Raw genomic sequence first — 24,337 nt, 5'->3', positions numbered from 1 at the left:
CAGTGCACGTCTTCGACGACGAAGACGGCGGGGGTATGCCGGGTCAGCGACGCGGCATTGACCAGCGCGGTCAACCGCCGTCGCCGAGCATCCGGATCGACCTTGGCCAGCCCCACCTCCGGGTCGGCGATGCCCAGCAAGTCCTCCAACAGCAGCACATCCGCGGCGGCCGCGTCGGGTACCAGTGCCCGGACTCGGGTCCGGGCGGCCGCATCGTCGAGGCCGTTGATGCCGGTGGCGGTGCGCAGCAACCGCGCCACGACCCAGAACGGGATGTCGCTCGCGTGCGCGTCGCAGCAGGTGGTGAACACCTCGACCCCGCGGGTCGCTGCCGCCGCGCTCACCTCGCGCGTCAGGCGGCTCTTGCCGATGCCCGCTGACCCCACTATGCCGACGACCGCGCCCGTCCCGTGGATGGCCCGGTCCAACAATGCCGCGAACTGCGCCATCTCCGAGCGCCGGCCGACCAGTTTCGACTCAGTACGCCGCGCGGCCAGTGGCTCGTCACGGATGCCCAGCAGCTGGTGGGCGGGCACCGGCTGCCTGGCGCGCTTGATCCGAACGTGTTCGAGTTCGCCCACCCAGGCCGTGCCCGCCACCAGTCGCGCCGTCGACGCGCTCAGCATCACCGCACCCGGCGGGGCCACCGACTCCATCCGCTGCGCAACACCTACCTGCTCACCGACGGCGGCATAGCCGAACCGCCCTGCGCCGATCCCACCGGCGACCACCTCACCGGAGTTCACACCCACCCGCAGCTGCAATTTCACTCCGTCCCGCTCGTGCACGCTGACGGCGAGCCGCTCGACCTCCCGCTGGATGTCCAGGGCGGCCCGACAGGCTCGAATGGCGTGGTCTTCCAAAGCCACCGGCGCCCCGAACACCGCCATGATCCCGTCGCCGGTCCACTGGGCCACAGTGCTGCCGTATCGCTGCACCACCGCCGCACAACGGTCGGCGAGTTCGGCCATGATTTCGCGTAGCCGCTCCGGTCCGACGACGCCCGCGATATCCATCCAGCGCACGACGTCGGCGAACAGCACGGTCACCTGCTTGTACTCGGCCGGGGGCGAGGCGATCGCGACCGCCACCCCACACCTGTTGCAGTACTTCGAGCGCGGCGGCAGGTCTGATCCGCACGACGCGCACGTCACGGCGGCTTGCGTCATGTCCCGCGGCAGACTGCTGTCGTTCACGGCTCTATCGTGTCACCGTTGGCCGACGCCAGATGAGCGTCGGCGCCTCCGCTGATCGGACGTAGGCTTTTCAGGTGCGATTGCGGTGGCCGTTGGTTGGCCGCTCGGAGGAGATGGCAGCCATCCAGGCCGCCCTCTCGGGTCCGGATGCGTCCGGGATCGTCGTGCACGCGGCGGCGGGTGTGGGTAAGAGCCGGCTTGCCCGCGACGCCTTGGCCGTTGCCGAAGCGCGTGGATGCCAAGGCCGATGGACGGTCGGCACCTCTTCGGCTCGGGCGATTCCGCTGGGCGCTTTCACCACGTGGGCCCCGTCCGGTGTCACCGACACCATGCAATTGATCCGCGGGGTGATCGACTCGCTGACCACCGCGGCCAGCGATACCGCAACGGTGGTGCTGTGCGTCGACGACGTCCATCTGCTCGATGATCTGTCGATCTTCGTGGTGCACCAGATCGTCCAGCGCGGCACGGCCAAAGCGTTGCTCACCGTTCGCGACGGCGAACCCATTCCCGCAGCGGTGCAGGAGATTTGGCAGGGCGGCCACTTCGAGCGGCTTGACCTGCAGCCGCTGTCGCAGCGTGCCACGACCACACTGCTGGCCGCGACATTAGGCGGATCGGTGGACCCGGATGCCGCGGGGCGGCTGTGGCGGCTCACCCGCGGCAACGTCCTGTATCTGCAGAACATCGTCGAGCAGGAGGTCGCTGACGGCCGGCTGGTGGATCAACACGGCCACTGGCAGTGGGTCGGCGACCCGGTGCTGCCGCCCGGCCTGGTGGAGCTGATCGGATCCCGCATCGGAGACCTTCCTGGCGCGGTCGGCGACGTGATCGACGCGCTTGCCGTCGGCGAACCTGTCGAGTTGGCGGCGCTGCGCAGCTTCACCGACCCGGCTGCGGTCGAGGAAGCCGACACCCGCGGTCTGATCACGCTCGAGCCGGGCGCTGCCGGTGTGCAGGTCCGGGTGGCCCATCCGCTCTATGGGGAGGTCCGCCGCAGCAGCGCGCCACCCACCCTGTTGCGCCGGCTGCGCGGGCTGGTCGCCGCCGCGCTCGCCGAATCCGACCAGCGTGACGACATCCAGGTCGTCGTGCGGCGCGCGACGCTGACTCTGGACTCCGACCTCCCTCCCGACGAGAACCTGCTCGTCAAGGCGGCCCACGGCGCCGTTTGGCTGGCAGATCTGCCCCTGGCCGATCGGCTCGCGACGGCGGCCCTGCACCTCGGAGCCGGGCCCGAAACGAATTTTGTTCGCGCGCATGCTCTTTCGTGGCTCGGCCGAGGCGAGGAGGCAGACGCGGTGCTCACTGAGATCGACGTCGGCCAGCTGAGCGACGGTGACCGCGCGAGATTGGCGTTCCTTCGCGCGAGCAACGCGCTGTGGGCGCTATGCGATCCCGCCCGCGCCAAGAAAATCATCGACGATGCCTCGCGCACCACACCACCGCGATCCCACAGCTACATCGACGCCTTCCGCACGGTTTACTGGTTCGCCACCGACCACCCCCGGACGGCGTTGCGGGCCTCGAAGAAGCTTGTGCTCGACGACCTGCCCGCCGTCGTCGGCGCGGAAATTGCGTGGGCTCTGTCGACTATCGCCGCGGACGCCGGACGCGTCGCCACGGCGGTGGACACCGCGGAAGCGGGATACCGCACTGCGACACGCTCTTTCGACGCTCCGCAGATGCGATTCAACATCGCCGATTCGCACCTCAGCGCGCTGGTGTTGGCGGGGCGGGTCGGCGATGCCACCGCGCTGGCCGAACGTGTGCAGCGGCAGGCGGCAGACCTGCCGGGAGTGGCTCAACTGCTGGGCGCGGCCGTGGCGGGCCGGGCCGCGCTGGCCGCAGGCGATCTTTGTTCCGCAAGTGATTTCCTGGAACGGGCGGCGGAGGGAATGTCCGGCACCCACGCTTCGGGCTGGGGGTATCGCTACCACATCCCACACGCGACCGCACTGGCGCTGCGCGGGCGTACCGATGAGGCCGCCGCCGTACTTGCCGCACTCGACAAGGTGCACCGTGCCTTTCGGTCGCTGGACTACGAACACAGCCTGGCCCGAGCCTGCCTGGCCGCGGGCGAGGGCGCAATCGGCACGGCAATTGGCATAGCCTTGGACGCGGCCCAAAGAGCCTGCGCCCAAGGGCAATTCGCCGCCGAAGTGCTGTGCCGGCAAACCGCCACCCAGTTGGGTGACCATTCCGGCGCTGCTCGGCTGCGGGAACTGGAGCAAATCGTCGAGGGGCCCCGGGTCGGCGTCGCCGCGCAGTTCGCCGAAGCTCTGTGCGCCGGCGATGCGGCCCAATTAGCTTCGGCGTCTGAAGAATTCGAGCTGCTCGGTGATCTGGTCGCGGCTCTCGACGCGGCCGCTCATGCCGTCGTGGCCTACCGCCGGCAAGGCCTTCGAGGATCGGTGCTGAGTTGCTCGACACGCGCCGCGGCACTGGCCCAGCGATGCGGCGCCAACACCGCGGCGCTTCGACAGGCCGTCGAACCGCTGGCGTTGACCGAGCGCGAATGCCAGATCGTGATGCTGATCGGTAAGGGATTGTCCAGCCGGGAAATTGCCGGGCGCCTGGGTCTTTCGGTACGGACCGTCGAGAGCCACATCTACCGGGCGATGTCGAAGACCGGAACCACCAGCCGCGACGAACTGGCCGCCCTGCTGCCCCGACCACGTTAAGTATCCAGTTGCGCTGCTCGCCCCCATTTTACGTATACCTCTACTGCTGACCGCCGCTTCAATCAATGTGAGGCTGAATTACGCACTCACGCATGGTCTTCAGCGCGACCAGGCATCCGAGCCTGATGGATGAGGGGTGGATCGCCATGTCATATCTCATAGCGACTCCCGAGTTGGTCTCAACAGCGGCAACCGATCTGGCGGCTATCAGTTCCGTGCTGAGCGAGGCCAGAGCGGCGGCGGCGGGTTCGACCACCTCGGTACTGGCGGCCGCCGAGGACGAGGTGTCGGCGGCGATCGCGGCGCTGTTCTCCGCGCACGGTCAGGGCTTTCAGGCGCTCAGCGCACAGGCAACCACATTTCACGACCTGTTCGTGCAGACGTTGCAAGCAAGCGCAAGTTCCTACGCCAGCGCCGAGGCAACCAATTTGACGGCGTTGGCGGCGGCTCCGGCGCAGAGCGTCGAAGCAGACTTGTTGGGACTGATCAATGCGCCTTTCTTGGCACTCACCGGACGCCCGCTGATCGGAAACGGCGCCAACGGGGCCCCGGGGACGGGACAAAATGGCGCCCCGGGCGGCTGGCTGCTGGGCAACGGCGGCGCCGGCGGCTCCGGCGCGCCAGGCACGGGCCAGGCCGGCGGCAACGGCGGCGCGTCCGGGTTGCTCGGCTACGGCGGCCCGGTGGCACCGGCGGCAGTTCGTTGACTGGCAACGGCGGGGCGGGCGGGGCCGGCGGCAATTCCGGCGACCCATTGTTGGGTTACGGCGGGGCCGGTGGGGCCGGCGGCAGCTCCGGGATGGGCACCGGCGGAGTCGGCGGACACGGCGGCAACGGAGGCCTGCTGTTCAGCGCCGGGGGCCGGCGGTGCCGGCGGGTACTCGTTACAGGGCAACGGCGGGGCTGGTGGGACAGGCGGGACCGGCGGATTGCTCAGCGGGTTGTTCGGTGCGGGCGGCGGAAACGGCGGAGCCGGCGGATTCGGCGGTGGCGGTATCGGGGGTGCCGGCGGGGCGGGGGCAATGCCGGGCTGTTGATCGGACCGGGCGGGGACGGCGGCACCGGCGGATTCGGCGAGACAGCGGGAGGCGCCGGCGGAGCTGGTGGCAATGCGGGCCTGCTCGCGGGCACCGGCGGGGCCGGCGGTGCGGGTGGATTCGGTGCGAGCACGACAGCTAGCGGCGGCAGCGGCGGAGCCGGCGGCAACGCCGGCCTGTTCGGCAGCGGCGGAGCGGGCGGGCCGGCGGCAGCTCGCAGCAACGGCCCCGCAGGCGGCGGGTCCGGCGGGATCGGCGGCAACGCCGTCCTGTTCGGCTATGGCGGCGCCGGCGGAGCAGGCGGATTAGGCGTCGAGGCCGGCGGGGCCGGCGGGGCCGGTGGCCACGCGGGACTCTTGCTAGGCGACGGCGGCGCCGGCGGCGCCGGAGGTGAGAGCCGGTTTGCAACCGGTGCTACCGGCGGCAGCGGCGGCGCTGCCGCTTTGATCGGCACCGCCGGCAACGGAGGCAACGGCGGGTTCGGCGCCGGCATCGGGGACACCGGCCACAACGGCACCGCGTCACCGCTGCAGCCGGTGTTCGACATCGTGAATGTCCCCGTCGACGCCCTCACCGGGCGTCCGTTGATCGGTAACGGCAGCAACGCACTCCCGGGCACCGGACTCGAGGGCGCGGCGGGCGGATGGCTGATGGGCGACGGCGGTGCCGGCGGCTCCGGTGTGTCGAACCAGGCGGGCGGCGCCGGCGGGGCAGCCGGACTGCTGGGCGCCGGCGGTGCGGGCGGGGCCGGTGGTAGCGCATTTCCCGGCAACGGCGCGGCCGGCGGGGCCGGGGGCCGGCGGGTTGCTGTCCGGCAACGGCGGGGCCGGCGGCGCAGGTGGATTCACTGAGAGTGCCGGCGGGATCGCCGGCGCCGGCGGGCCCGGGGGAACCGGCGGGTTGTTTGGTGCCGGCGGCGCCGGCGGGGCGGCGGCGTTGCTCTTGCCGGCGGGACGGGGGTATGGGCGGCGCCGGCGGCACCGGAGGCCTGATCGGCGCCGGCGGCGGCACGGCGGGGCCGGCGGATTCGGCGGAATCAGCGGGGGTGCCGGTGGCGCCGGCGGCAATGCTGGTCTGCTCTCCGGTAATGGCGGCGCCGGGGGACGGCGCGCTCAGCGTCGCCGCGACGGGTTACGGCGGAGCCGGCGGAGCCGGCGGCAATGCGGGCCTGCTGCAAGGTGCCGGCGGGGCCGGCGGGGCCGGCGGGTTCGGCGCGACCACTGGCGGCCACGGCGGGGCCGGTGGCAGTGCGGTCCTGATCGCCAACGGCGGCGGCGCGGGCGGCGCCGGCGGGGCCAGCGGGGGGGGGCGGGGGGCGGGCGGGGCCGGCAATGCCGGCGTGCTGTTGGGGCCCGGCGGGTCCGGCGGCGATGGTGGCAACGGCGAGTATCAAGGGAACGGCGGGACGGGCGGCCAGTCCGGCGTTCTGTTCCTGGGCACCGGCGGGGCCGGAGGTGCCGGCGGCAACGGCCTGTCGAACAGGGGCAACGGCGGCAACGGCGGCAACGATGTGCTGTTGGGGGCCGGCGGCAACGGCGGCAACGCCGGTCTGGGCACCGCTCCCGGCGGCAACCCCGGCACACCCGGCGCGGGCGGCACCGGCGGCCTGCTGCTCGGCATCTCCGGGAACAACGGGATGACATAGGGACCGATCAGCCCATGTCGTACGTCATCGCGGCACCGGAGTTAGTGGCAACGGCGGCAACGGATCTGGCGGATCTCGGCTCGTGGCTCGGCGAGGTCAGGGCGGCGGTCGCCGCCTCGATCAGCTCGGGGCTCGCCGCCGCCGAGGACGAGGTATCGGCGGCGATCGCGGCGGTGTTCTCCGCGCACGGTCAAGGCTTTCAGACGCTCAGCGCGCAGGCGGCCGCGTTTCACGACCTGTTCGTGCAGACGTTGCGGGCCAGTGCGGGCTCTTACGCCGGCGCCGAGGCCGTCAATTTGACGGCGTTAGCGGATACGCTGGCCACCGACATCTTCGGATCGCCACCGGTCACACCCGTCCCGGCCTCGCTCAACCCGGCGTTCACCGGCACGCCGTCGCTGGCATCGAGGATCGAAACCGCCGCGTTGTATCCGGTCAAAGCTCTGCTGACCGGCACCGGCGTCTACGACCAATGGGGCAACCCGCAATCGCCGCTGCTGGCGGTGCTCGCCAGCAACGCCCCGGGCCTGTCGCTGATCCTGGGCAACAGTCCGCCGAAGATCCTGTCGCTGCTGCTGGGTGAGACAGTCCAGCAGACCACCTACGACGGGATCAGCGTCGTGCAGATCGCGCCCGCGCATCCCGACGGAGACTACGTGGTCGCCATTCACGGCGGCGCATTCATCCTGCCGCCCACGATCTTTCACTGGATCGACTACTCGCTGATGGCCTACCAGACCGGCGCGGCGATCGAAGTGCCGATTTACCCGCTGATGCAGCAGGGTGGCACCGCCGGAGTAGTGGTGCCGGCGATGGCCGGGCTGATCTCGTCGGAAATCGCCGCGCACGGGGCTGCGAAAGTCAGTGCGCTGGGGGATTCCGCGGGCGGCACCCTGGCACTCGCGTCGGTGGAGTACCTCGTTGCCAACAACCAACCCGTTCCGGCGTCGATGGTGCTGCTGTCGCCCTGGCTGGACCTGTCGAACGCCAACCCGAACATCGCGTACGTCAATGATCCGTATCTCCCTCCGCTCGGCAGCGCGGCGCAGAACATCGGCAAAGTGTGGGCGGGCACCCTGCCCGAGAACAACTACGAGGTGAGTCCGCTGTACGGGTCGCTCAAGGGCCTGCCACCGACCTACGTGTACTCGGGCTCGCTGGACGAGGTTTCACCGGACGCGCTCGTCCTGCAGCACGAGGCGGTGACCCAAGGCGCTGCGGTCAACTTCGCTCTGGTCAACAGCGAAATCCACGACTGGATGTTCCTGAGCCCGGACGGGTCCCGCTATTGGCCGCAACTCGAGCAGGAACTCGGCATCTGACCAGCAGGCCCGCTCAGGGGCCGGTCCACTGCCAGGTGGCGATCCGCACGTCGGAGTGGCTGACCCGTTCCAGCCGGATGTCCAGGTGCCGCTCGGCGAGGCGTTCCACCAGTCCCTCACCCCACTCGACCACCACAACCGCGTCCTGCAGATCGGTGTCCAGGTCCAAGGAGTCGATCTCGCCCATCAGGTCGACTCCCCCCACGTCCAACAGCCGGTAGACGTCGACGTGGATCATCGCCGGCCGGCCGGCCGCACGCGCCGGGTGCACCCGGGCCAGCACGTAGGTCGGCGACGTGATCGGGCCCTCGACCTCCATCGCCTCGGCAATTCCCTTGGCCAACACGGTCTTTCCCGCGCCGAGTGGGCCGGACAGCACCACCACGTCCCCGGCGCGCAGCTCCCGGCCCAGCCGGACTCCCAGCGCGACGGTGTCCTCGGGACGCTCCAAGGTGGCTGTGCCACTTGATAATTCAGCCACGTCGTCGCATCCGTTCCCGCAACCGCCGGTACCGCAGCGTCAGCTTGCCCGGCAACGCCCGCTCGACCAGCCGGGCCAGCCCGTCGTTGATGGCGTCGGGCTTGTCCAGTAAGGCCAGATGACTTGCACCCTCGACGATCACCAGTTCCGAGCGCGGCAACGAGGCCGCGATCTTGCGCGAATATTCATCCGGGGTGAGCAGATCATGGTCACCGCAGGCCACCAGAACCGGCACCTTCAGCAACGTCCACAGCCCGGCCGTCTCGTCGTGTACCTCGAGGGCCCGCAGGAAACCGACCATCGTCGCGATCGGAGTGCTGTTCATCATGCGCTGGGAGAACGCGTCCAGGGTGCGACTGACCTCCAGGTCGCTGTAGGACGCGGCCCGCAGGATCGGGCCGATCAGCGCCCGAGATGCCCTGCGCCCGCGATGCAACAGCCGGGGGGCCGACCGCGCGGCGAAACGCACCGCCTTCATCGCCGGATTGGTCAGCACCTCGCCCAACGGCGAGCGGGTCACCCTCGGCGGCGGTGGAGATCAGCGCCACACCCACGATCCGGCGGCCGTACTGGTCGGGAAACTGCCGGGCGTGCGAGAGCACCGTCATGCCGCCCATGGAATGCCCGACCAGCACGATCGGCCCGCGTGGCACCCTCGCCCGCAGCACGGCTTCCAGATCCTGGCCGAGTTGGGTCAAGTTGTAGGTCTCCGGTGCGGCTTCACCGGATTGGCCGTGGCCGCGTTGGTCGTAGAACACCATCCGCACCCGGGGACCCCATTGCTCGCCCAGCCGCATTCGCTGAAAGTGGAACGCGCCCATGCGAAGACAGAACCCGTGCGCGAACACCAGCGTCAGCGGCGCATCTTCGGGCCCGGACTCGCGCACCGCCAGCGGTACCCCGTCGGCGGTGGTCACCACCAGGCTGCGGTCGCAGTCCAGCCGGTCGAAGTCCTCGCCGGCGTAGGGGTCTTCGGCGCCGCGGGCGCGATCGGCCATCGACCGCCGCGCCGAGGCTCCGACCAGAGTGGCGACGGCCGTCAGCCCGGCGCCACCCGCCAGCCAAGCCTTCTGCCGCTTCTGGGTTTCCTCAGCACTCAACCTCGCGCCTCGCGGTAGGTCCTGGCGATGCGACCGCGGATGCCGGTGACGACCTCGTAGTGGATGGTGCCGACCAGGTCGGCCCAATCCTGCGCGGTGGGCTCGCCGTGCGTGCCGGGCCCGAACAGGATCGCCTCGTCGCCCTCGGCCACGTCGGGCCGCCCGGGACCGAGGTCGACGACGAACTGGTCCATGCAGATCCGGCCCACCCCGGGCCGGCGCCGGCCGTTGATCGACACCTCGAGCCGATTGCCCAATGCCCGGATCACGCCGTCGGCGTAGCCGATGGGTAGCAGTGCCACGCTGGTGTCGCGTTCGGCGGTCCAGGTGTGCCCGTACGACACGCCGTCCCCCGCTTTGACCGACTTCACCAGTGCCACCGGGCATTTCAGCGTCATCGCCGGCACCAGGCCCATGTCGCCCCGGTCGGGCACCGGGCTCAGCCCGTACACCGCGATACCCGGACGCACCAGGTCGAACGCCAGATCCGGACGGACCATGGTGGCCGAGGAGTTCGACAGGTGCGCCACCTCGAACTGCACGCCCTGGTCGCGGGCGTAGGCCAGCATGTCGCGGAACCGTCGGGCCTGCAGGTCGTTGATGGCTTCGTCGGGGGCGTCGGCGAACACCATGTGTGACATCAGGCCGCGCAGCCGGACCGCGTGCTCGGCAGCAGCCTTCTGCAGGGCGGTCAGCAGCGCCGGGTATTCCGCCGCGGACACACCGTTGCGGTTCAGCCCGGTGTCGACCTTGACCGTCACGGTCGCCCTGATGCCGGTCCGGTGCACCGCGTCGAGCAGTTCGTCGAGTTGACGCGCGGAAGAGACCGCGATCTCGACATCGCCGTGCAACGCCGGTGCGAAGTCGAAGCCGGGCGGATGCAGCCAGGCCAAGATCGGGTCGACGATGTTGTCGGCCCTCAGCGCGAGCGCCTCGTCGACGGTGGCCACCCCGAACTCGGTGGCGCCGGCGGCCAGCGCCGCGTAGGCGACCTGGGTGGCGCCGTGGCCGTAGCCGTCGGCCTTGACCACGGCCATGACCTGCGCGCTGCCGGCGTGCTCACACAGCAGCCGTACGTTGTGTTCGATGGCGCCCAGGTCGATGACGGCTTCGGCCAGGACGCCCGGGGTAACAGACACGCCAGCCATTGTCCCAGACCCCGGTGCGCCGGATCGCTCAGTGCGCGAAGTGCTCCGCGTCGTAGTGCCCGCCCGGCTTGAGCTTGTCCAGCGACGCCAGCGCCTTGCGCGCGTCGTCGTGCAGTGCGCGGGCCAGGTCGGCGGACAGGCCCTCGCGCACCACGATGCGCAACACGGAGACGTTCGTGGCGTTCTCCGGCATGGTGTAGGCGGGCACCTGCCATCCGTAGCCGCGCAGCTCGTGGGAGACGTCGAACTCGGTGTAGCCGCGGTCCTTGGCCAGCCGGAAGCTGACCACCGGGATCGCCGAGCCGTCGGAGATGAGCTCGCAGTGCTCGCCGGTGCGCACAGCTGCTCGCCGAGCCAGCGCGCCGTCGCCGACAGCGACTGCATCACCTGGGTATAGCCCTCGCGGCCCAGCCGCAGGAAGTTGTAATACTGACCGACCACCTGGTTGCCGGGCCGGGAGAAGTTCAGCGTGAAGGTCGGCATGTCGCCGCCGAGATAGTTGACCCGGAAGATCAGATCCTCGGGCAGGTATTCGGAGCTGCGCCACACCACGAAACCGATACCGGGATAGGTCAGGCCGTACTTGTGGCCGCTGACGTTGATCGACACCACCCGCGGCAGCCGGAAGTCCCATTTGAGCTCGGGGTGCAGGAACGGCACCACGAATCCCCCCGCTGGCGGCGTCCACGTGCACCGGAATGTCCACCCCGCCGCTTGCTGCGAGGCTGTCCAGCGCCGCGCAGATCTCCGCGACGGGTTCGAGTTCGCCGGTGTAGGTGGTGCCCAGGATCGCCACCACCCCGATGGTGTCCTCGTTGACGGCGTCGACCACCTGCTCGGGGGTGATGACATAACGCCCTTCCTCCATCGGCAGGTAGATCGGCTCGACATCGAAGTAGCGGCAGAACTTCTCCCACACCACCTGCACGTTGGAGCCCATCACCAGGTTGGGCGTGCGGCCCCGCCAGTCTTTGCCGACCCGCTGACGCCACCGCCATTTCATGGCCAGGCCGCCCAGCATCACCGCCTCACTGGAGCCGATCGTCGACACGCCGCAGGCACTGGCGGGGTCGGAGTCGCTGAGGTTCTCGGCGTGGAACAGGTCGGCCACCATGCACACGCAGCGCTGCTCGATCGCCGCGGTCGCCGGGTATTCGTCCTTGTCGATCATGTTCTTGTCGAAGGTCTCGGCCATCAGCTTGCCGGCCTCGGGGTCCATCCAGGTGGTGACGAAGGTGGCCAGGTTCAACCGCGAGCTACCGTCCAGCATCAACTCGTCGTGGATGAACCGGTAGGCCGCTTCGGGGTCCATCGACTCCTCGGGCAGCCGCAGCGCCGGCACCGGCGCAGTGAACAACCGGCTGGTGTAGGCGGGCGCCAGGGAATGGGTGTCCGCTGTCGGATGGCTGTGGGACACGGTGGGTCCTTTCGGGGCTAGAGGGAGGCCACTGCGGCCCGGATGTGATGCAGGATGCGCGACGCCGACGTGGGCGCCTCGCCGGGTCCGGGGTTGGCCGCCGCCAGCCCGGCCGCCCGGGCGTGCACGAACGCGGCGGCCGCGGCGGCCTCGGCGGGCGGCAGACCCGAGGCCAGCAGCGCACCGATCATGCCGGACAGCACGTCCCCCGAGCCGGCGGTCGCCGCCCAGGACTGGCCGGCCGGGTTCAGATACGCTGAACCGCCCGGGTCGGCGATGACGGTGACGTTGCCCTTGAGCAGCACGGTGGCCCCGAACGCGTCCGCGAGTCTGCGCACCGCGGTGACCCGGTCGTCGCCCGGCGGCGCCCCCGCGAGCCGGGCGAACTCGCCGGCATGCGGCGTCAGGACGGTCGGCGCGCTGCGGTTTTCGAGCAGATCGGGATGGGCGGCCAGCATGGTGAGACCGTCGGCGTCCACCAGCACCGGCAGGTCGCTTTCGAGGGCGAACCACAACGCGGCGGCAGCGTTGTCGTCGGTGCCCAGACCCGGCCCCACCACCCAGGCCTGCACTCGACCGGCGGCCGCCGGGGTGGGCGATGCGATCACCTCCGGCCAGTGCGCCAGCACCTGGTCTTTGGCGGTGCCGGCGTAGCGGACCATGCCCGAGTGGGTGGCCACTGCCGCGCCCGTGCACAGCACCGCAGCCCCCGGATAGGTCGAGGAGCCCGCCAGCACGCCGGTGACGCCCTGGGTGTACTTGTCGTCGCGAGTGCCCGGCACCGGCCAGCGCGCCAGGACATCGGCGGCCTCGAATCCCAGCAGGTCGGTGGGTGGCAGGTCCAGACCGATGTCGATGAGTGCGACGCGGCCGCAGTCGGCCAGCGCATGCACGGGCTTGAGTCCGCCGAAGGTGACCGTTGCCGCGGCGTGCACAGCGGGTCCGGTGATCGCGCCGGTCGCGACGTCGATGCCGCTGGGGATGTCGACGGCCAGCACCGGTATTCCGGCAGCCTGCTCGAACACCTCGGCCGCCGCCGGCCGCAGCGGACCGGACCCGGAGATGCCCACCACCCCGTCGATGACGAGATCGGTTGCCGCATCGACCTTTTCGACGACCCGGCCGCCGGCTTTGCGGAACGCCGCCAGCCCGTTGCGATGGGTGTGGTCCGGTTGAGCAACACGGCGTCGGCGGCCGCCCCGCGGCGGCGCACGAAGGTCGCCGCCCACAGCGCGTCCCCGCCGTTGTCACCCGAACCGACGACCGCACAGACCCGCCGGCCGGCGACCCCGCCCGTGCGGGCGGTCAGCTCGCGCAGGATCTCGGTGGCCAGACCGAAAGCGGCTCGGCGCATCAGGGCGCCGTCGGGAAGGCTGGCCAGCAGCGGCGCTTCGGCCTCGCGGATCGCGTCTGCCGAGTAGTAATGCCGCATCAGCCGTTCGCTCCCGTCGTTCCCTGCCCCGCGCTCCCCAACATTACGTGTCGCGGCCGACCCGCACAGCCGCGCCGCGGCTTCGGAACGGTAGGCGCGGTGGACGGGTCACTTGGACGCCGTGGCGCGCAGACGCCGATACCTGTCCCTGATTTTGTCCGGGCTCAGCTGCGCGCGCTTGCGCTCCTTGGTCATCGGGTAGAAGGCCAGGCCGATCAGCAGCGACGCGAAGTGGCCGATCGCGGTGAAACTGAGCTCGATGCGGTCCATGATGAGCACCGGGAAGCCGAAGATGAGCAGCAGCACCGCGAGATAGCCCCACCGCCAGGGCCGCGCGATGTGATAAGTCAGCACCCCCATCACCCCGACCAGGAAGTAGCTGACCCCGATGTCGTGTGCGCGCACCGACCGCTCGGAGGCGTTGTGCAGTTCGATCGCGATGTAGAGCAGTCCTTCGCTGATGTAGGTGGCCAGGATATGTGCGCTCAATCCCACTGTGAGCCAACGCAACTGGCCCAACCAGCGTTCGGCCGGGGCGAGGAACAGGGTGAACAGCAGCAGATAGGGTTCCAGGCTCTTGCCGTCGATCCAGAACAGGCTGGAGAACAGCACCTGCAGCGGATCAGTGGCCAGGGCGTGGATGTTGGTGAACCGGTGCAGGAGCACCGAGTGCAGTTGGCGGTGGGTGAGCACGTGCTGCACGATCGTGGTGACCGCCAACACAAGTAGCCAGCCGTAGGTCAGCGGGGCGCTGGTGACATAGCGCCAGACGGCCATCACCAGGACGCGCAGCCGTGCCGACGCAGCTTTGTTCACCACGGGTTCAGCTTATTCGCGTTCCGCCGGCGGCCGCTCCACGACGGATTTCGCCGGCTCGTCGTAGCCGGGGGCCAGATGCCGCCACCAACAGGAGACATAGAGCGTCATCGCGGTCACCAGCGCCACGATCACCCACACCACGATCGTGACGTCGATCCAGGCCCCGAACGGCGGGGAGTCGGGTAGCGCGTTGCGCAGCGGCATCACCGCGAACAGCATGGCCGCGAACCAGGTCGTCATCGGCGGCTGGAATTTACGCAGGCCGCGCACCGTCTGAACGGAGACGTACAGCGCCACCGCAGCGAGGGTGAGCAACACCGCGAGCAGGACGACGGCGAGCGCTATCGTGCTCGGCGAGCGCTCCACCTGCACCCGGTAGGGCGCCTGCGCCTCGCCGTCGGACACTTCGACCTTCCAGCCCGGCAACCGGTCGACGAATGTCACCGACTGGCGTTCAGGCGGCCGTCCGGCGCCGCGGAACAGGTCCACCGAGACGGGCCCGGAACGATAGCTGTCCAGCGGCCAGTCCGACACGTCACCGTTGATGTTCAGCGATACCGGGAAGACGCCCGGCTGGGTGCCCTTCGGCCAGGAGCGGGTGGTCGGCGTCGTCGCGGAGGTGACCGAGACAGTGAGGTCGTCCTTGAGGGCGCCGGTCTGCGGATCCAGCAGCGCCGGCCCCGGCGCGACGGTCAGGTTGGCCACCAGCACGCTCTTATACGGCTGGATCCCTTCGACGTCCACGGTCACCGTGGTGCCGTCGGCGGCCGGTCCCGCTTGGCTGACCGGGTGCGGCGGGCCCATGCCGGTGACGGCGTACAACGTGATCAGACCTACGTATGCCGCGACAAAGATCGCAACACCGATGATGCCCCGCCTCATGTGCCTCCCCGACGGCTGTTCGCGCCTATTCGACGGTGACGGACTTTGCCAGATTTCGCGGCTTGTCGACATCGTAGCCGCGGGCCTGAGCCACCGACGCGGCAAACACCTGCAGCGGGATCGTCGACAGCAGCGGCTGCAAAAGCGTTGACACCGAAGGTATTTCGATCAAGTGATCGGCGTACGGGCGGACCGTGTCGTCGCCCTCCTCGGCGATCACGATGGTCACCGCGCCGCGCGCCTGGATCTCGCGGATGTTGGACAGCAACTTGGCATGCAACGTGGCCGAGCCCTTTGGTGAGGGCATCACGACGATGACGGGCAGGTCGTCTTCGATCAGCGCGATGGGTCCGTGCTTGAGCTCACCGGCCGCGAACCCCTCGGCGTGCATGTAGGCCAGTTCCTTGAGCTTGAGTGCGCCTTCCAACGCCACCGGGTAGCCGACGTGGCGGCCCAGGAACAGCACCGTCGAGGACTTGGCGAAGCGGTAGGCCAGTTCGGCCACCGGGTCGGTCGCTGCGATCACCCGGGCCACCAGGTCCGGCATCGCTTCCAGCTCGCGGTACTCCCGCTCCACCTCGTCGGGGTACTTGGTGCCGCGTGCCTGCGCCAGCGCCAGGCCGACCAGGTAGTTGGCCGCGACCTGCGCCAGGAACGTCTTGGTCGACGCGACGCCGATCTCGGGGCCGGCGCGGGTGTAGAGCACCGCATCGCATTCCCGCGGGATCTGCGAGCCATTGGTGTTGCAGACCGCGAGCACCTTGGCCTTCTGCTCCTTGGCGTGGCGCACCGCTTCCAGCGTGTCGGCGGTCTCCCCGGACTGGGAGATCGCCACCACCAGCGTGCTGCGGTCCAGAACCGGATCGCGGTAGCGGAATTCGCTGGCCAGCTCCACTTCGACGGGCAGCCGCGTCCAGTGCTCGATCGCGTACTTGGCGAGCAGCCCGGAGTGGTAGGCGGTACCGCAGGCGACCACGAACACCTTGTCGATCTCGCGCAGTTCCTGATCGGACAATCGCTGTTCGTCGAGCACGATCCGGTTGTCCACGAAGTGGCCGAGCAGCGTGTCGGCCACCGCGGTCGGTTGCTCGGCGATCTCTTTGAGCATGAAGTACTCGTAGCCGCCCTTCTCGGCGGCGGCCAGGTCCCAATCGATATGGAACTCGCGGGCGTTGGCTGCGTCGTCGTTGCCGTGGAAGTCGGTGATCCGGTAGCCGTCGGCGGTGATCACCACGGCCTGGTCCTGGCCCAGTTCGACGGCCTGACGGGTGTGTTCGATGAAGGCGGCCACGTCGGACCCGACGAACATTTCGCCGTCGCCGATCCCCACCACCAGCGGGGTCGACCGGCGGGCGGCCACGATGGTGCCGGGATCGTCGGCGTTGGCGAAGACCAGGGTGAAGTGTCCTTCGAGCCGGCGCAGCACGCACAGCACCGAGGCCACGAAGTCGCCGGCGGTCGGGCCTTGATGGAAGGCCTGTGCCACCAGGTGCACCGCGACCTCGGTGTCGGTGTCGCTGGCGAACTCCACACCGGTGGCCTCCAGCTCCTGGCGCAGGGCGGCGAAGTTCTCGATGATGCCGTTGTGCACGACGGCGATGCGTCCGGCGGCGTCGCGATGCGGGTGCGCGTTGCGGTCGGTGGGGCGGCCGTGGGTGGCCCAGCGGGTGTGGCCCAACCCGGCGGTGCCGGCCAGCTCCGAGGCTGACATCTCGGTGATCGCGGCTTCCAGATTGGCCAGCTGACCGGCCCGGCGGCGGACGGTGAGCCGGCCTTTTCCGTCGACCAGCGCGATGCCCGACGAGTCGTAGCCGCGGTATTCCATCCGGCGCAGCGCATTCATGACGACATCGCAGGCAGGCCGCTGCCCGACGTAGCCGACGATTCCGCACATTCTGACCAGGGTAGTGCAGGTGTCCCCGCACGACCGCCCGCGCGGAACCGACCTGGGCGGATATCCGCATCCGGGGCGCCTGTTTCAGCTGCGCCTGATCGAGCACATCGGCGCGCTGATCTTCTGGCAACAGCGCACTACCACCGTCACGGGGACGCTGGAACAGTGCGAGGCCGCGTACCGGCGCACCCAGACCCAGAACCTGTGCGCCGGCTGGTGGAGCCCCGCGTCGATTCTGCTGTTCAACTGGATTGCGCCGTTCTCGAACTTGAGCGCCATCAAGCGGGTGCGGGCGCAGTCCAGTCGTGAGATTGCCCACGTCGCGCCGGCCGGCTGCCCGCCCGGGTGGCACCCGGACCCGACCGGACAGGCCACGCAGCGCTACTGGGACGGCGCGACCTGGACCCACTGGACCCATCCGTCGGCCCACCGCTAACGTCGACGGGTGGCCCGCACCCGCAAGCTCTTCGCCGCCCTCAGCCGCCCTGGTCCGCACCGCGTTTTGCGCGGCGACCTGGCCTTTGCCGGACTCCCGGGGGTGGTGTACACCCCGGCATCCGGGCTGAACCTGCCTGCCATCGCGTTCGGCCACGACTGGCTCACCGGCAGCGCGCAATACGCGGGGCTGCTGGAGCACTTGGCGTCGTGGGGGATCGTGGTCGGCGCGCCGGACACCCAGCGCGGCTTGGCGCCGTCGGTGATGAACTTCGCGTTCGACCTCGGTGTGGCCCTCGACATCGTCGCCGGGGTGCGGTTGGGGCCGGGAAAGATCAGCGTGCACCCCACCAAGCTCGGTCTGGTCGGTCACGGTTTCGGGGGCTCGGCCGCGGTGTTTGCCGCGGCCGGTATGCCGCACAAGCCGGCGGCCGTGGTGGCGCTCTTTCCGACCGTGACCTCTCCCCCGGCCGAGCAGCCCGCCGCGACGTTGCGCGTACCGGGTCTGATCCTGACCGCGCCGGACGACCCCAAGACATTGAACTCCAACGCCCTGGCGTTGTCGCAGGCGTGGGACGCGGCTACGTTGCGCATCGTCAAGAAGGCGGAAGGCGGCGGCCTGGTGGAGGGCCGACGGTTGGCCAAGGCGGTCGGGCTGGCCGGCTCGGACCGCAAGACGCAGCGGGCGGTTCGAGCGCTGCTGACCGGGTATCTGCTCAGCACCCTGGGCCGCGACAAGACCTACCGCGATTTCGCCGACCCCGACGTGGCGTTGCCTAAGACCGCTCCGGTGGACCCCGAGGCGCCGCCGGTAACTCCGGAGGAGAAGATTGTCGCGCTGCTGAAGTGAGCTGCGCCCCGCGTGGTAAGTGTCGTTGATGCGAATCGGGATTGCCCTGGACTACTCGGGCGGGTTTCACGAGGCCGTCGACCGCGTGGTCGAACTGGAGAAGGCGGGTATCGACGTCGTCGTGGTGGCTGAAGCGTATGCCTTCGACGCCATCAGCCAGTTGGGCTACCTGGCGGCCAAGACCAGCACCGTCGAACTGGCGTCCGGGGTGTTGCCGATCTTCATCCGCACTCCCACGCTGCTGGCGATGACGGCCGCCGGCCTGGATTACGTCTCCGACGGCCGCTTCCAGCTCGGGATAGGGACCTCCGGACCGCAGGTGATGGAGGGCTTCCACGGCGTGGAGTTCGACTCTCCATTGGGCCGCACCCGGGAGATCGTGGAGATCTGCCGCCAGGTGTGGCGCCGGGAACGGGTGGAGTATGTCGGCAAGCACTATCAGATCCCGCTGCCGGCCGATCGTGGAACCGGGCTGGGCAAGGCGCTGAAACTTATCAATCACCCAGTGCGCGAACGTATTCCGATATCGATTGCGGCGCTCGGACCTAAGAACGTCGAACTCACGGCGGAGATCGCCGACGGCTGGCAGCCGGTGTTCTATTACCCGGAGAAGGCCGCGCAGGTGTGGGGTGAGGCGCTGGCGGCCGGCACCGCAAAACGCGATCCCGCCTTGGGTCCGCTGGACGTGATGGTCGGTACGTCGCTGGCGATCGGCGACGATGTCGATGACCGATTGTCTTGGGCGAAGCCACAATTGGCTCTCTATATCGGCGGGATGGGCGCCAAGGGTCGCAATTTCTACCATAATGTGGCGACCCGCTACGGGTTCGGCGAGGTCGCGGACCGGATCCAGGAGCTTTACCTCAGCGGCCGCAAGCGTGAGGCTGTCGAAGCGGTTCCCGACGAATTGGTCCGTGGGATGTCGCTGGTGGGCCCGCGGGGTTTCATCGCCGAGCGGCTGGCCGTCTTCGCCGCCGCGGGAGTCACCACGCTGCTGGTCAGGCCTCTTACGAAGGAATCCGGCGAGGCGGTGCGTTATGTCGAGGAGCTGCTGCAACTGCTGCCCGGCTGAGACGGCCACGGCTACTGCCCGGCCTGTGGGAGTTCGTCTGCGGCGATTTCGCAGGGTGTCGATCCGCGTGGCGGGGGCTCGGTCGTCTGCGGTGCGCTCGCCGGCGGCGGGGTGGCGGCAGGCTGCGCGGCCGTCGGTTGTCCAGCCGGCGTCGGCGGCGAACTCCCCTGCGGCTCAGCCGCTGTGGCGGCAGCACCCGGCGATGCGAGCGCCTGCACCGCGGCCGGTTCCTGAACTTCGTGCCGCGGCTCCGATTCGTGCTGGAGTTCAGCGTCTTCTTCGGGTGTATCCGCGCTGTCAGCCGGGTCGATGGGCGCCGATGCCTCGTCGAGTTCGCCGAGGCCCGAACTCAGCAGGCCGCCCAGCTCCTCGATGATGCCGCTGACCACCGCGCCGATCCCGCCCAGGCCGCTCATCCCGCCGAGCTCACCGAGGCCGGCGGGGCCGCTCATCCCGCCGAGCTCACCGAGGCCGGCGGGGCCGCCCATCCCGCCGAGCTCACCGAGGCCGCTCGGCTCGCCGCCCCCGCCGGGGGTGGTGCCCGAATCCGGCTGCGCAACAGCCGGATTCGGCGCCGGCGGCACCGCAGCCGGCGCGGATGCAGCCGTCGCGGGCACAGGACCCATCGTGGAGATCGCGGGCGCCGCCGACGCAGGACGCGGCGCATCCGGTCGCCGCGCGGAGCTCGTCGGCCCCAGATCGCCCGGAAGCTCGAAATAAACCGGCACGGCGGCGGCCATTCGATCGACGACCATGTCGTAACACGCGTCGACACCGGATCGCGCGGACCGCATAGCCACGACCCATTCGCCACGAACGACGTTGTCCACGTACGGCTTTACCTGTTCGACCACCACCTGCCGCGCCGCTTCGAGGTTCCCGGCGCCGGCCGTCACCGCGGCCGCGGCGGCCAGCCACACCGGTCGCTGCGCCAGCGTGCTGTCGTCGATCCGTGTCACGGTCGTCACCTTCTCGTCGACCAACCGCCACAGGTTGTCGCGCAGCGACTCGCACCGCTGCGCAGCCGCACGCACTTCGTCGACCAGCACCGTGGCAACGTCGCAGTGCCGCTGCAGGAACGCGACCGCGGCGTCTGCCCCCGGCCCAGCCCACGCCGTCGCCAACCCAGCCAACTGGGCGCGTTGCAGCCGCAACGCCTCGATGGCGACGGTGCCCGCAGCCCGCAGTTGCGCGCAGTCGGCATCCAGGGCGCGCAGGTCGAGCCCGTCTTCGCTGTCGTACCAATCGCGGAGCTGCCCGAGATGAGCGGTCAGGTCGGGGTGCTCGTAGCCGACCAGTTGACTGGCGCGCACATAGCTCTGGGTGTGCTCGACCGCCGATACCCCTTCAGCGAGCCGTCCGGCGACGTCGTAACGTTCGGCCACGATCAGGCGATCCGCGCCGCGGCATACAGGTCGGCATCGGTGTACCGGTCAGCGCCTGCCCGCAGCGCTGCCGCCGTCTCGGCCGCCGCCCGCGACCACTGCGACAGCTCCGCTGTCAGCCCGTCCAGCCGGGCCCGCAGCGCGTCGCCGCGTACCGTATGGTTCCGGCCCGCCCGCGAAGCACCGAATGTCAACCGCGACAGATGGTTTGCCACCGCGCGGTCAACCATCTCGGCGGCCTCGGCGATCCGGTCGGCCACACCGCGTACCGCCGCCACATCCACCGCAGCGCCGCCGAACGAACTTTCATGTCCCATACCTGTTTCGACGGCACGGACGGCTGCGCGGTTCCAACCGATTTCAGAAAAATTTGTTCAGCCGGCGGAGCTGACCGCGTCGGCCACGCTCGCAGCCAGCCGCTGGGCGATCTCTTCGTCGGCCGCTTCGACCATCACCCTGATCAGCGGCTCGGTTCCGGACGGCCGCAACAGGATTCGTCCGGTGTCACCCAGCTCGGCCTCGGCCCGCGCCACCGCCGACTGAACCGCGGGCGCGGCCGCAGCGGCGGCCTTGTCCGCGACCTCGACGTTGATCAGCACCTGCGGCAACGTCCGCATCGCCGAGGCGAGGGTTGCCAGCGACGAGCCGGTCTGCACCATCCGGGTCATCAACCGCAGCCCGGTGACGATGCCGTCGCCGGTGGAGCCCAGTGCCGGCATCACGATGTGGCCGGACTGCTCACCGCCCAGGCTGAAGTCGCCGGCCCGCAGTTCTTCCAGGACGTAGCGGTCGCCGACGCCGGTGGTGCGCACCGTCACGCCTGCTGCGCGCATGGCCAGATGCAGCCCGAGGTTGCTCATCACCGTCGCCACCAATGTGTCGGAGGCCAGCTCGCCGGCTTCTTTCATGGCCAGCGCCAGGACCACCATGATGGTGTCGCCGTCGACGAGTACGCCGTCGGCGTCGACGGCCAGACAACGGTCGGCGTCGCCGTCGTGCGCCAGGCCGAGGTCGGCGCGGTGCGCGGTGACCGCGGCGCGCAGCGATTCGAGGTGCGTGGACCCGCAGCCGTCGTTGATGTTGAGCCCGTTGGGGTCGGCGTTGATCGCGATGACACGCGCCCCGGCCGCACGGTAGGCACTGGGGGCCGCCGTGGACGCGGCGCCGTGGGCGCAGTCGACGACGACGGTCAGGCCGTCGAGGCGGCTGGTGCTTGCCTTGCCGACGTGGCGCAGGTAGCGGTCGGCCGCGTCCTGCGCGTCGACGACCCGGCCGATCCCCGCGCCGACCGGGCGCAGGCCCGGCCCGCCCGCGACCAGGTTCTCGATCTGGTCCTCGGTATCGTCGTCGAGTTTGTGGCCGCCGGGGCCGAAGATCTTGATGCCGTTGTCGGGCATCGGGTTGTGCGAGGCGGAGATCATCACACCGAAATCGGCATCATATGCGCCGGTCAGGTAGGCGACCGCGGGCGTCGGGAGCACACCGACCCGCAGCGCGTCGACGCCCTGGCTGGTCAGCCCGGCGATGACCGCGGCTTCCAGCATTTCGCCGCTGGCCCGCGGATCGCGCCCGATCACGGCCACGCGGCGGCCGGGTCCGGTGGAACTCGCCAAGTGCCGGGCCGCCGCGGCGCCCAGAGCGAGCGCCAGTTCGGCGGTCAGCTCGCGATTGGCGACGCCACGGACGCCGTCGGTGCCGAATAGTCGACCCATAGGTCAAACCTCTCACAGTTGGCGGTGTTGCACATACCCACTGTGAGCTGCGAGCGAGTACGCCAGTCGGCAGACACGCCGGGCGAGACCCGCTCGCAGCTCAACAGTGACGGCTGATCAGCGCTTGCTGTACTGAGGTGCCTTGCGGGCCTTCTTGAGTCCGTACTTCTTGCGCTCGGTGGCGCGCGGGTCACGGGTCAGGAAGCCGGCCTTCTTCAGCGCCGGCCGGTCCTCCGGATTGGCCACGATCAACGCCCGGGCAATGCCCAGCCGCAGCGCACCGGCCTGGCCGGACGGCCCGCCGCCGTGCAGCAGCGCGTAGATGTCGTAGTTGTCCACCCGCTCGACGGTGACCAGCGGGGCCTTGATGAGCTGCTGGTGCACCTTGTTCGGGAAGTAGTCCTCGAGGCTGCGGCCGTTGAGGTCGAACTTGCCGGTGCCGGGCACCAGGCGAACCCGCACCACGGCCTCCTTGCGGCGGCCCACGGTCTGGATGGGACGTTCGAAGACGAACGATTCGCCGACGGGCGCGGCCTCGATCGCGGCTTCCACCACTTCGGTGGCCTCCACACTGGTCTCGGTCATTGCGCCACCTGCTTGATCTCGAACGGAACCGGCTGCTGAGCGGTGTGGGGATGCTCCGGGCCGGCATAGACCCGCAGCTTCTTCTGGATCTGACGACTCAGCTTGTTCTTGGGCAGCATGCCGACGATCGCCTTCTCCACCACGCGGTCGGGGTGCTTTTGCATGAGCTCGCCGATGCTGCGCTTGCGCAGACCGCCGGGATACCCCGAGTGGCTGTAAGCCATCTTGCTCTGCAGTTTGTCGCCGCTGATGGCGACCTTGTCGGCGTTGATGACGATGACGAAGTCACCGCCATCGACGTTGGGCGCGAACGTGGGCTTGTGCTTGCCGCGCAGCAGGGTGGCAGCTGCGACGGCAAGGCGGCCAAGCACGACGTCCGTGGCGTCGATGACGTACCACGACCTGGTGGTGTCACCCGCCTTGGGCGCGTATGTGGGCACAGCGCTTACCTTCTTCTCTCAGGGTGGATCCCGGTGTGAACCGGGGGCCGGTCAAGGCATGTGCGATTGGGTTGGTCTCGGCGACCGACGTTGACCCGAGCCCCATGCCCGTAGGCACCGCACGCCAACCGAGCAGCTTACCGATCGGTATCCCCGCAGGTCAAAAGCGCCCCGAGCTGCCGGCCGCCCGGCGGTCCGTGGCGGCCACCTCGGCGGCGCCGTCTCGGACCGCATTGCCCAGCTCCACCAGGATCTGGTTGAGCGCGGTAACCGCCTGCTGCCATCTGAGCTGTTCGGCCTGGTAGGCGGCGGCCGCTTCGCGGGTCCACAGCTGCTGCAGCGGCGCAATCTGCGACCTGAGCTCCTCGATGGCGGTGTTCAGACGCGCCGAGGTGGCGTGGATGTCCTGGCGAACGGAGTGCTCGATGGCGGCGAAATCGTACGAGATCACAGCTCACCGCCGGCCGTGGCGATGCGGTGCGCGTGCTGCTGGCCGGCCTCGCGCAGCGCCGTCTCGTTATAGCGGATGGTCTCGGCGATCTCGTGCAGCACGTGGTACAGCCGCGTCGACTCGGCTTTCCAGCGATCCACCACTTCTTTGAACCGCGCGGCGGCGGCTCCGCCCCAGACCGACGGGGGCACGCTGCCCACCCGGCCGATGAAGGCATGCAGCATCGACCGGATCTCGTCGTTGCGGGCGTCGGTGGTGGCTGCGACCGAGCGCATCAGGTCGAAGTCGGTACTCAGCGAATCGGTACCCGTTGGTGAGCTCACATGTGTCTCCTTTCGCTCACTGAGTTC

General features: G+C 69.6%; 17 protein-coding genes and 5 pseudogenes. 6 read left to right on the top strand and 16 right to left on the bottom strand.

Annotated features, from left to right (window positions below; genetic code table 11):
- Positions 1–8: 8 nt before the first annotated feature.
- Positions 9–1,016 (bottom strand): annotated as a pseudogene (locus tag L6444_RS30440) (adenylate/guanylate cyclase domain-containing protein); the annotation flags it as partial.
- Positions 1,017–1,270: 254 nt separating this feature from the next.
- Between L6444_RS30440 and L6444_RS05465 the strand changes: the two are divergent.
- The 3 genes and pseudogenes from L6444_RS05465 to lipY all read left to right on the top strand — a co-directional run bounded on the left by L6444_RS05465 (position 1,271) and on the right by lipY (position 7,884).
- Entirely contained in the window at positions 1,271–3,880 is a 2,610-nt protein-coding gene (locus L6444_RS05465; protein WP_370653085.1) for a LuxR C-terminal-related transcriptional regulator, read from the top strand.
- Between the two features lie 146 nt (positions 3,881–4,026).
- Positions 4,027–6,562 (top strand): annotated as a pseudogene (locus tag L6444_RS05460) (PE family protein).
- A gap of 14 nt (positions 6,563–6,576) precedes the next feature.
- The gene (gene lipY / locus L6444_RS05455; RefSeq protein ID WP_236981232.1) at positions 6,577–7,884 is read left to right on the top strand and encodes a triacylglycerol lipase LipY; all 1,308 of its coding nucleotides are present in this window, start codon (positions 6,577–6,579) and stop codon (positions 7,882–7,884) included.
- Positions 7,885–7,897: 13 nt separating this feature from the next.
- Here the strand turns inward: lipY and tsaE are convergent, their stop codons facing one another.
- The 8 genes and pseudogenes from tsaE to glmS form a co-directional block, all read right to left on the bottom strand.
- Positions 7,898–8,365 (bottom strand): tRNA (adenosine(37)-N6)-threonylcarbamoyltransferase complex ATPase subunit type 1 TsaE, encoded by a 468-nt coding sequence (tsaE, locus tag L6444_RS05450; protein ID WP_236981231.1) that lies wholly within the window; start codon positions 8,363–8,365, stop codon positions 7,898–7,900.
- Positions 8,358–9,408: pseudogene (locus L6444_RS30435) on the bottom strand (alpha/beta fold hydrolase). Before L6444_RS30435 ends, tsaE begins: the two are co-directional and overlap by 8 nt.
- Before the next feature lie 53 nt (positions 9,409–9,461).
- Positions 9,462–10,613, bottom strand: a complete 1,152-nt coding sequence (alr, locus tag L6444_RS05440) for an alanine racemase (protein ID WP_370653082.1) — start codon at positions 10,611–10,613, stop codon at positions 9,462–9,464.
- Between the two features lie 28 nt (positions 10,614–10,641).
- Positions 10,642–12,030, bottom strand: a pseudogene (locus L6444_RS05435) (glutamate decarboxylase).
- 17 nt (positions 12,031–12,047) lie between these two features.
- Positions 12,048–13,462, bottom strand: a pseudogene (locus L6444_RS05430) (NAD(P)H-hydrate dehydratase).
- A 108-nt stretch (positions 13,463–13,570) separates the two neighbouring features.
- Positions 13,571–14,239 (bottom strand): rhomboid-like protein, encoded by a 669-nt coding sequence (locus L6444_RS05425; RefSeq protein WP_370653146.1) that lies wholly within the window; start codon positions 14,237–14,239, stop codon positions 13,571–13,573.
- A 51-nt stretch (positions 14,240–14,290) separates the two neighbouring features.
- On the bottom strand, positions 14,291–15,163 hold the full coding sequence (locus tag L6444_RS05420; protein ID WP_236981229.1) for a DUF4436 domain-containing protein: 873 nt from the start codon (positions 15,161–15,163) through the stop codon (positions 14,291–14,293).
- Positions 15,164–15,188: 25 nt separating this feature from the next.
- Positions 15,189–17,057, bottom strand: a complete 1,869-nt coding sequence (glmS, locus tag L6444_RS05415) for a glutamine--fructose-6-phosphate transaminase (isomerizing) (protein WP_236981228.1) — start codon at positions 17,055–17,057, stop codon at positions 15,189–15,191.
- A 19-nt stretch (positions 17,058–17,076) separates the two neighbouring features.
- Between glmS and L6444_RS05410 the strand changes: the two genes are divergently transcribed.
- The 3 genes from L6444_RS05410 to L6444_RS05400 are packed head-to-tail and all read left to right on the top strand — an operon-like array spanning position 17,077 to position 19,414.
- Positions 17,077–17,493 (top strand): DUF2510 domain-containing protein, encoded by a 417-nt coding sequence (locus tag L6444_RS05410; protein WP_370653081.1) that lies wholly within the window; start codon positions 17,077–17,079, stop codon positions 17,491–17,493.
- 9 nt (positions 17,494–17,502) lie between these two features.
- Complete coding sequence (locus tag L6444_RS05405) at positions 17,503–18,342, top strand: dienelactone hydrolase family protein (protein WP_236981227.1); 840 nt, start codon at positions 17,503–17,505, stop codon at positions 18,340–18,342.
- Positions 18,343–18,370: 28 nt separating this feature from the next.
- Positions 18,371–19,414 (top strand): LLM class F420-dependent oxidoreductase, encoded by a 1,044-nt coding sequence (locus L6444_RS05400; RefSeq protein ID WP_236981226.1) that lies wholly within the window; start codon positions 18,371–18,373, stop codon positions 19,412–19,414.
- Between the two features lie 11 nt (positions 19,415–19,425).
- On the opposite strand, the gene L6444_RS05395 is transcribed toward L6444_RS05400, so the two are convergent.
- The 7 genes from L6444_RS05395 to L6444_RS05365 form a co-directional block, all read right to left on the bottom strand.
- The gene (locus tag L6444_RS05395; RefSeq protein WP_236981225.1) at positions 19,426–20,799 is read right to left on the bottom strand and encodes a hypothetical protein; all 1,374 of its coding nucleotides are present in this window, start codon (positions 20,797–20,799) and stop codon (positions 19,426–19,428) included.
- Between the two features lie 2 nt (positions 20,800–20,801).
- Positions 20,802–21,116, bottom strand: a complete 315-nt coding sequence (locus tag L6444_RS05390; protein ID WP_236981224.1) for a hypothetical protein — start codon at positions 21,114–21,116, stop codon at positions 20,802–20,804.
- Positions 21,117–21,173: 57 nt separating this feature from the next.
- Positions 21,174–22,511, bottom strand: a complete 1,338-nt coding sequence (gene glmM, locus L6444_RS05385; RefSeq protein WP_236981223.1) for a phosphoglucosamine mutase — start codon at positions 22,509–22,511, stop codon at positions 21,174–21,176.
- Between the two features lie 117 nt (positions 22,512–22,628).
- Positions 22,629–23,096 carry a 30S ribosomal protein S9 gene (gene rpsI, locus L6444_RS05380; protein ID WP_236981222.1) on the bottom strand — a complete coding sequence of 156 codons (468 nt, stop codon included), beginning with the start codon at positions 23,094–23,096 and terminating at the stop codon, positions 22,629–22,631.
- Positions 23,093–23,536, bottom strand: a complete 444-nt coding sequence (gene rplM, locus L6444_RS05375; protein WP_236981221.1) for a 50S ribosomal protein L13 — start codon at positions 23,534–23,536, stop codon at positions 23,093–23,095. Before rplM ends, rpsI begins: the two co-directional genes overlap by 4 nt.
- Positions 23,537–23,696: 160 nt before the next feature.
- Positions 23,697–23,987, bottom strand: coding sequence for a WXG100 family type VII secretion target (locus L6444_RS05370; protein WP_236981220.1), 291 nt, complete (start codon positions 23,985–23,987; stop codon positions 23,697–23,699).
- On the bottom strand, positions 23,984–24,310 hold the full coding sequence (locus tag L6444_RS05365) for a WXG100 family type VII secretion target (RefSeq protein WP_236981219.1): 327 nt from the start codon (positions 24,308–24,310) through the stop codon (positions 23,984–23,986). Before L6444_RS05365 ends, L6444_RS05370 begins: the two co-directional genes overlap by 4 nt.
- Positions 24,311–24,337 lie beyond the last annotated feature (27 nt).

The organism is Mycobacterium kiyosense (assembly GCA_021654635.1).
In the GTDB taxonomy this organism is placed as follows: domain Bacteria; phylum Actinomycetota; class Actinomycetes; order Mycobacteriales; family Mycobacteriaceae; genus Mycobacterium; species Mycobacterium kiyosense.
Note: the sequence above shows the minus strand (reverse complement) of the source record. Positions and strands in the feature narration are given on the sequence as shown.

Coding starts and splice junctions, on each gene's coding strand:
- lipY (WP_236981232.1), top strand. CDS start 6,577: ATGTCGTACGTCATCGCGGCACCGGAGTTAGTGGCAACGGCGGCAACG.
- alr (WP_370653082.1), bottom strand. CDS start 10,613: ATGGCTGGCGTGTCTGTTACCCCGGGCGTCCTGGCCGAAGCCGTCATC.
- L6444_RS05425 (WP_370653146.1), bottom strand. CDS start 14,239: ATGGCCGTCTGGCGCTATGTCACCAGCGCCCCGCTGACCTACGGCTGG.
- L6444_RS05420 (WP_236981229.1), bottom strand. CDS start 15,163: ATGAGGCGGGGCATCATCGGTGTTGCGATCTTTGTCGCGGCATACGTA.
- glmS (WP_236981228.1), bottom strand. CDS start 17,057: ATGTGCGGAATCGTCGGCTACGTCGGGCAGCGGCCTGCCTGCGATGTC.
- L6444_RS05400 (WP_236981226.1), top strand. CDS start 18,371: ATGCGAATCGGGATTGCCCTGGACTACTCGGGCGGGTTTCACGAGGCC.
- L6444_RS05390 (WP_236981224.1), bottom strand. CDS start 21,116: ATGGGACATGAAAGTTCGTTCGGCGGCGCTGCGGTGGATGTGGCGGCG.
- glmM (WP_236981223.1), bottom strand. CDS start 22,511: ATGGGTCGACTATTCGGCACCGACGGCGTCCGTGGCGTCGCCAATCGC.
- rpsI (WP_236981222.1), bottom strand. CDS start 23,096: ATGACCGAGACCAGTGTGGAGGCCACCGAAGTGGTGGAAGCCGCGATC.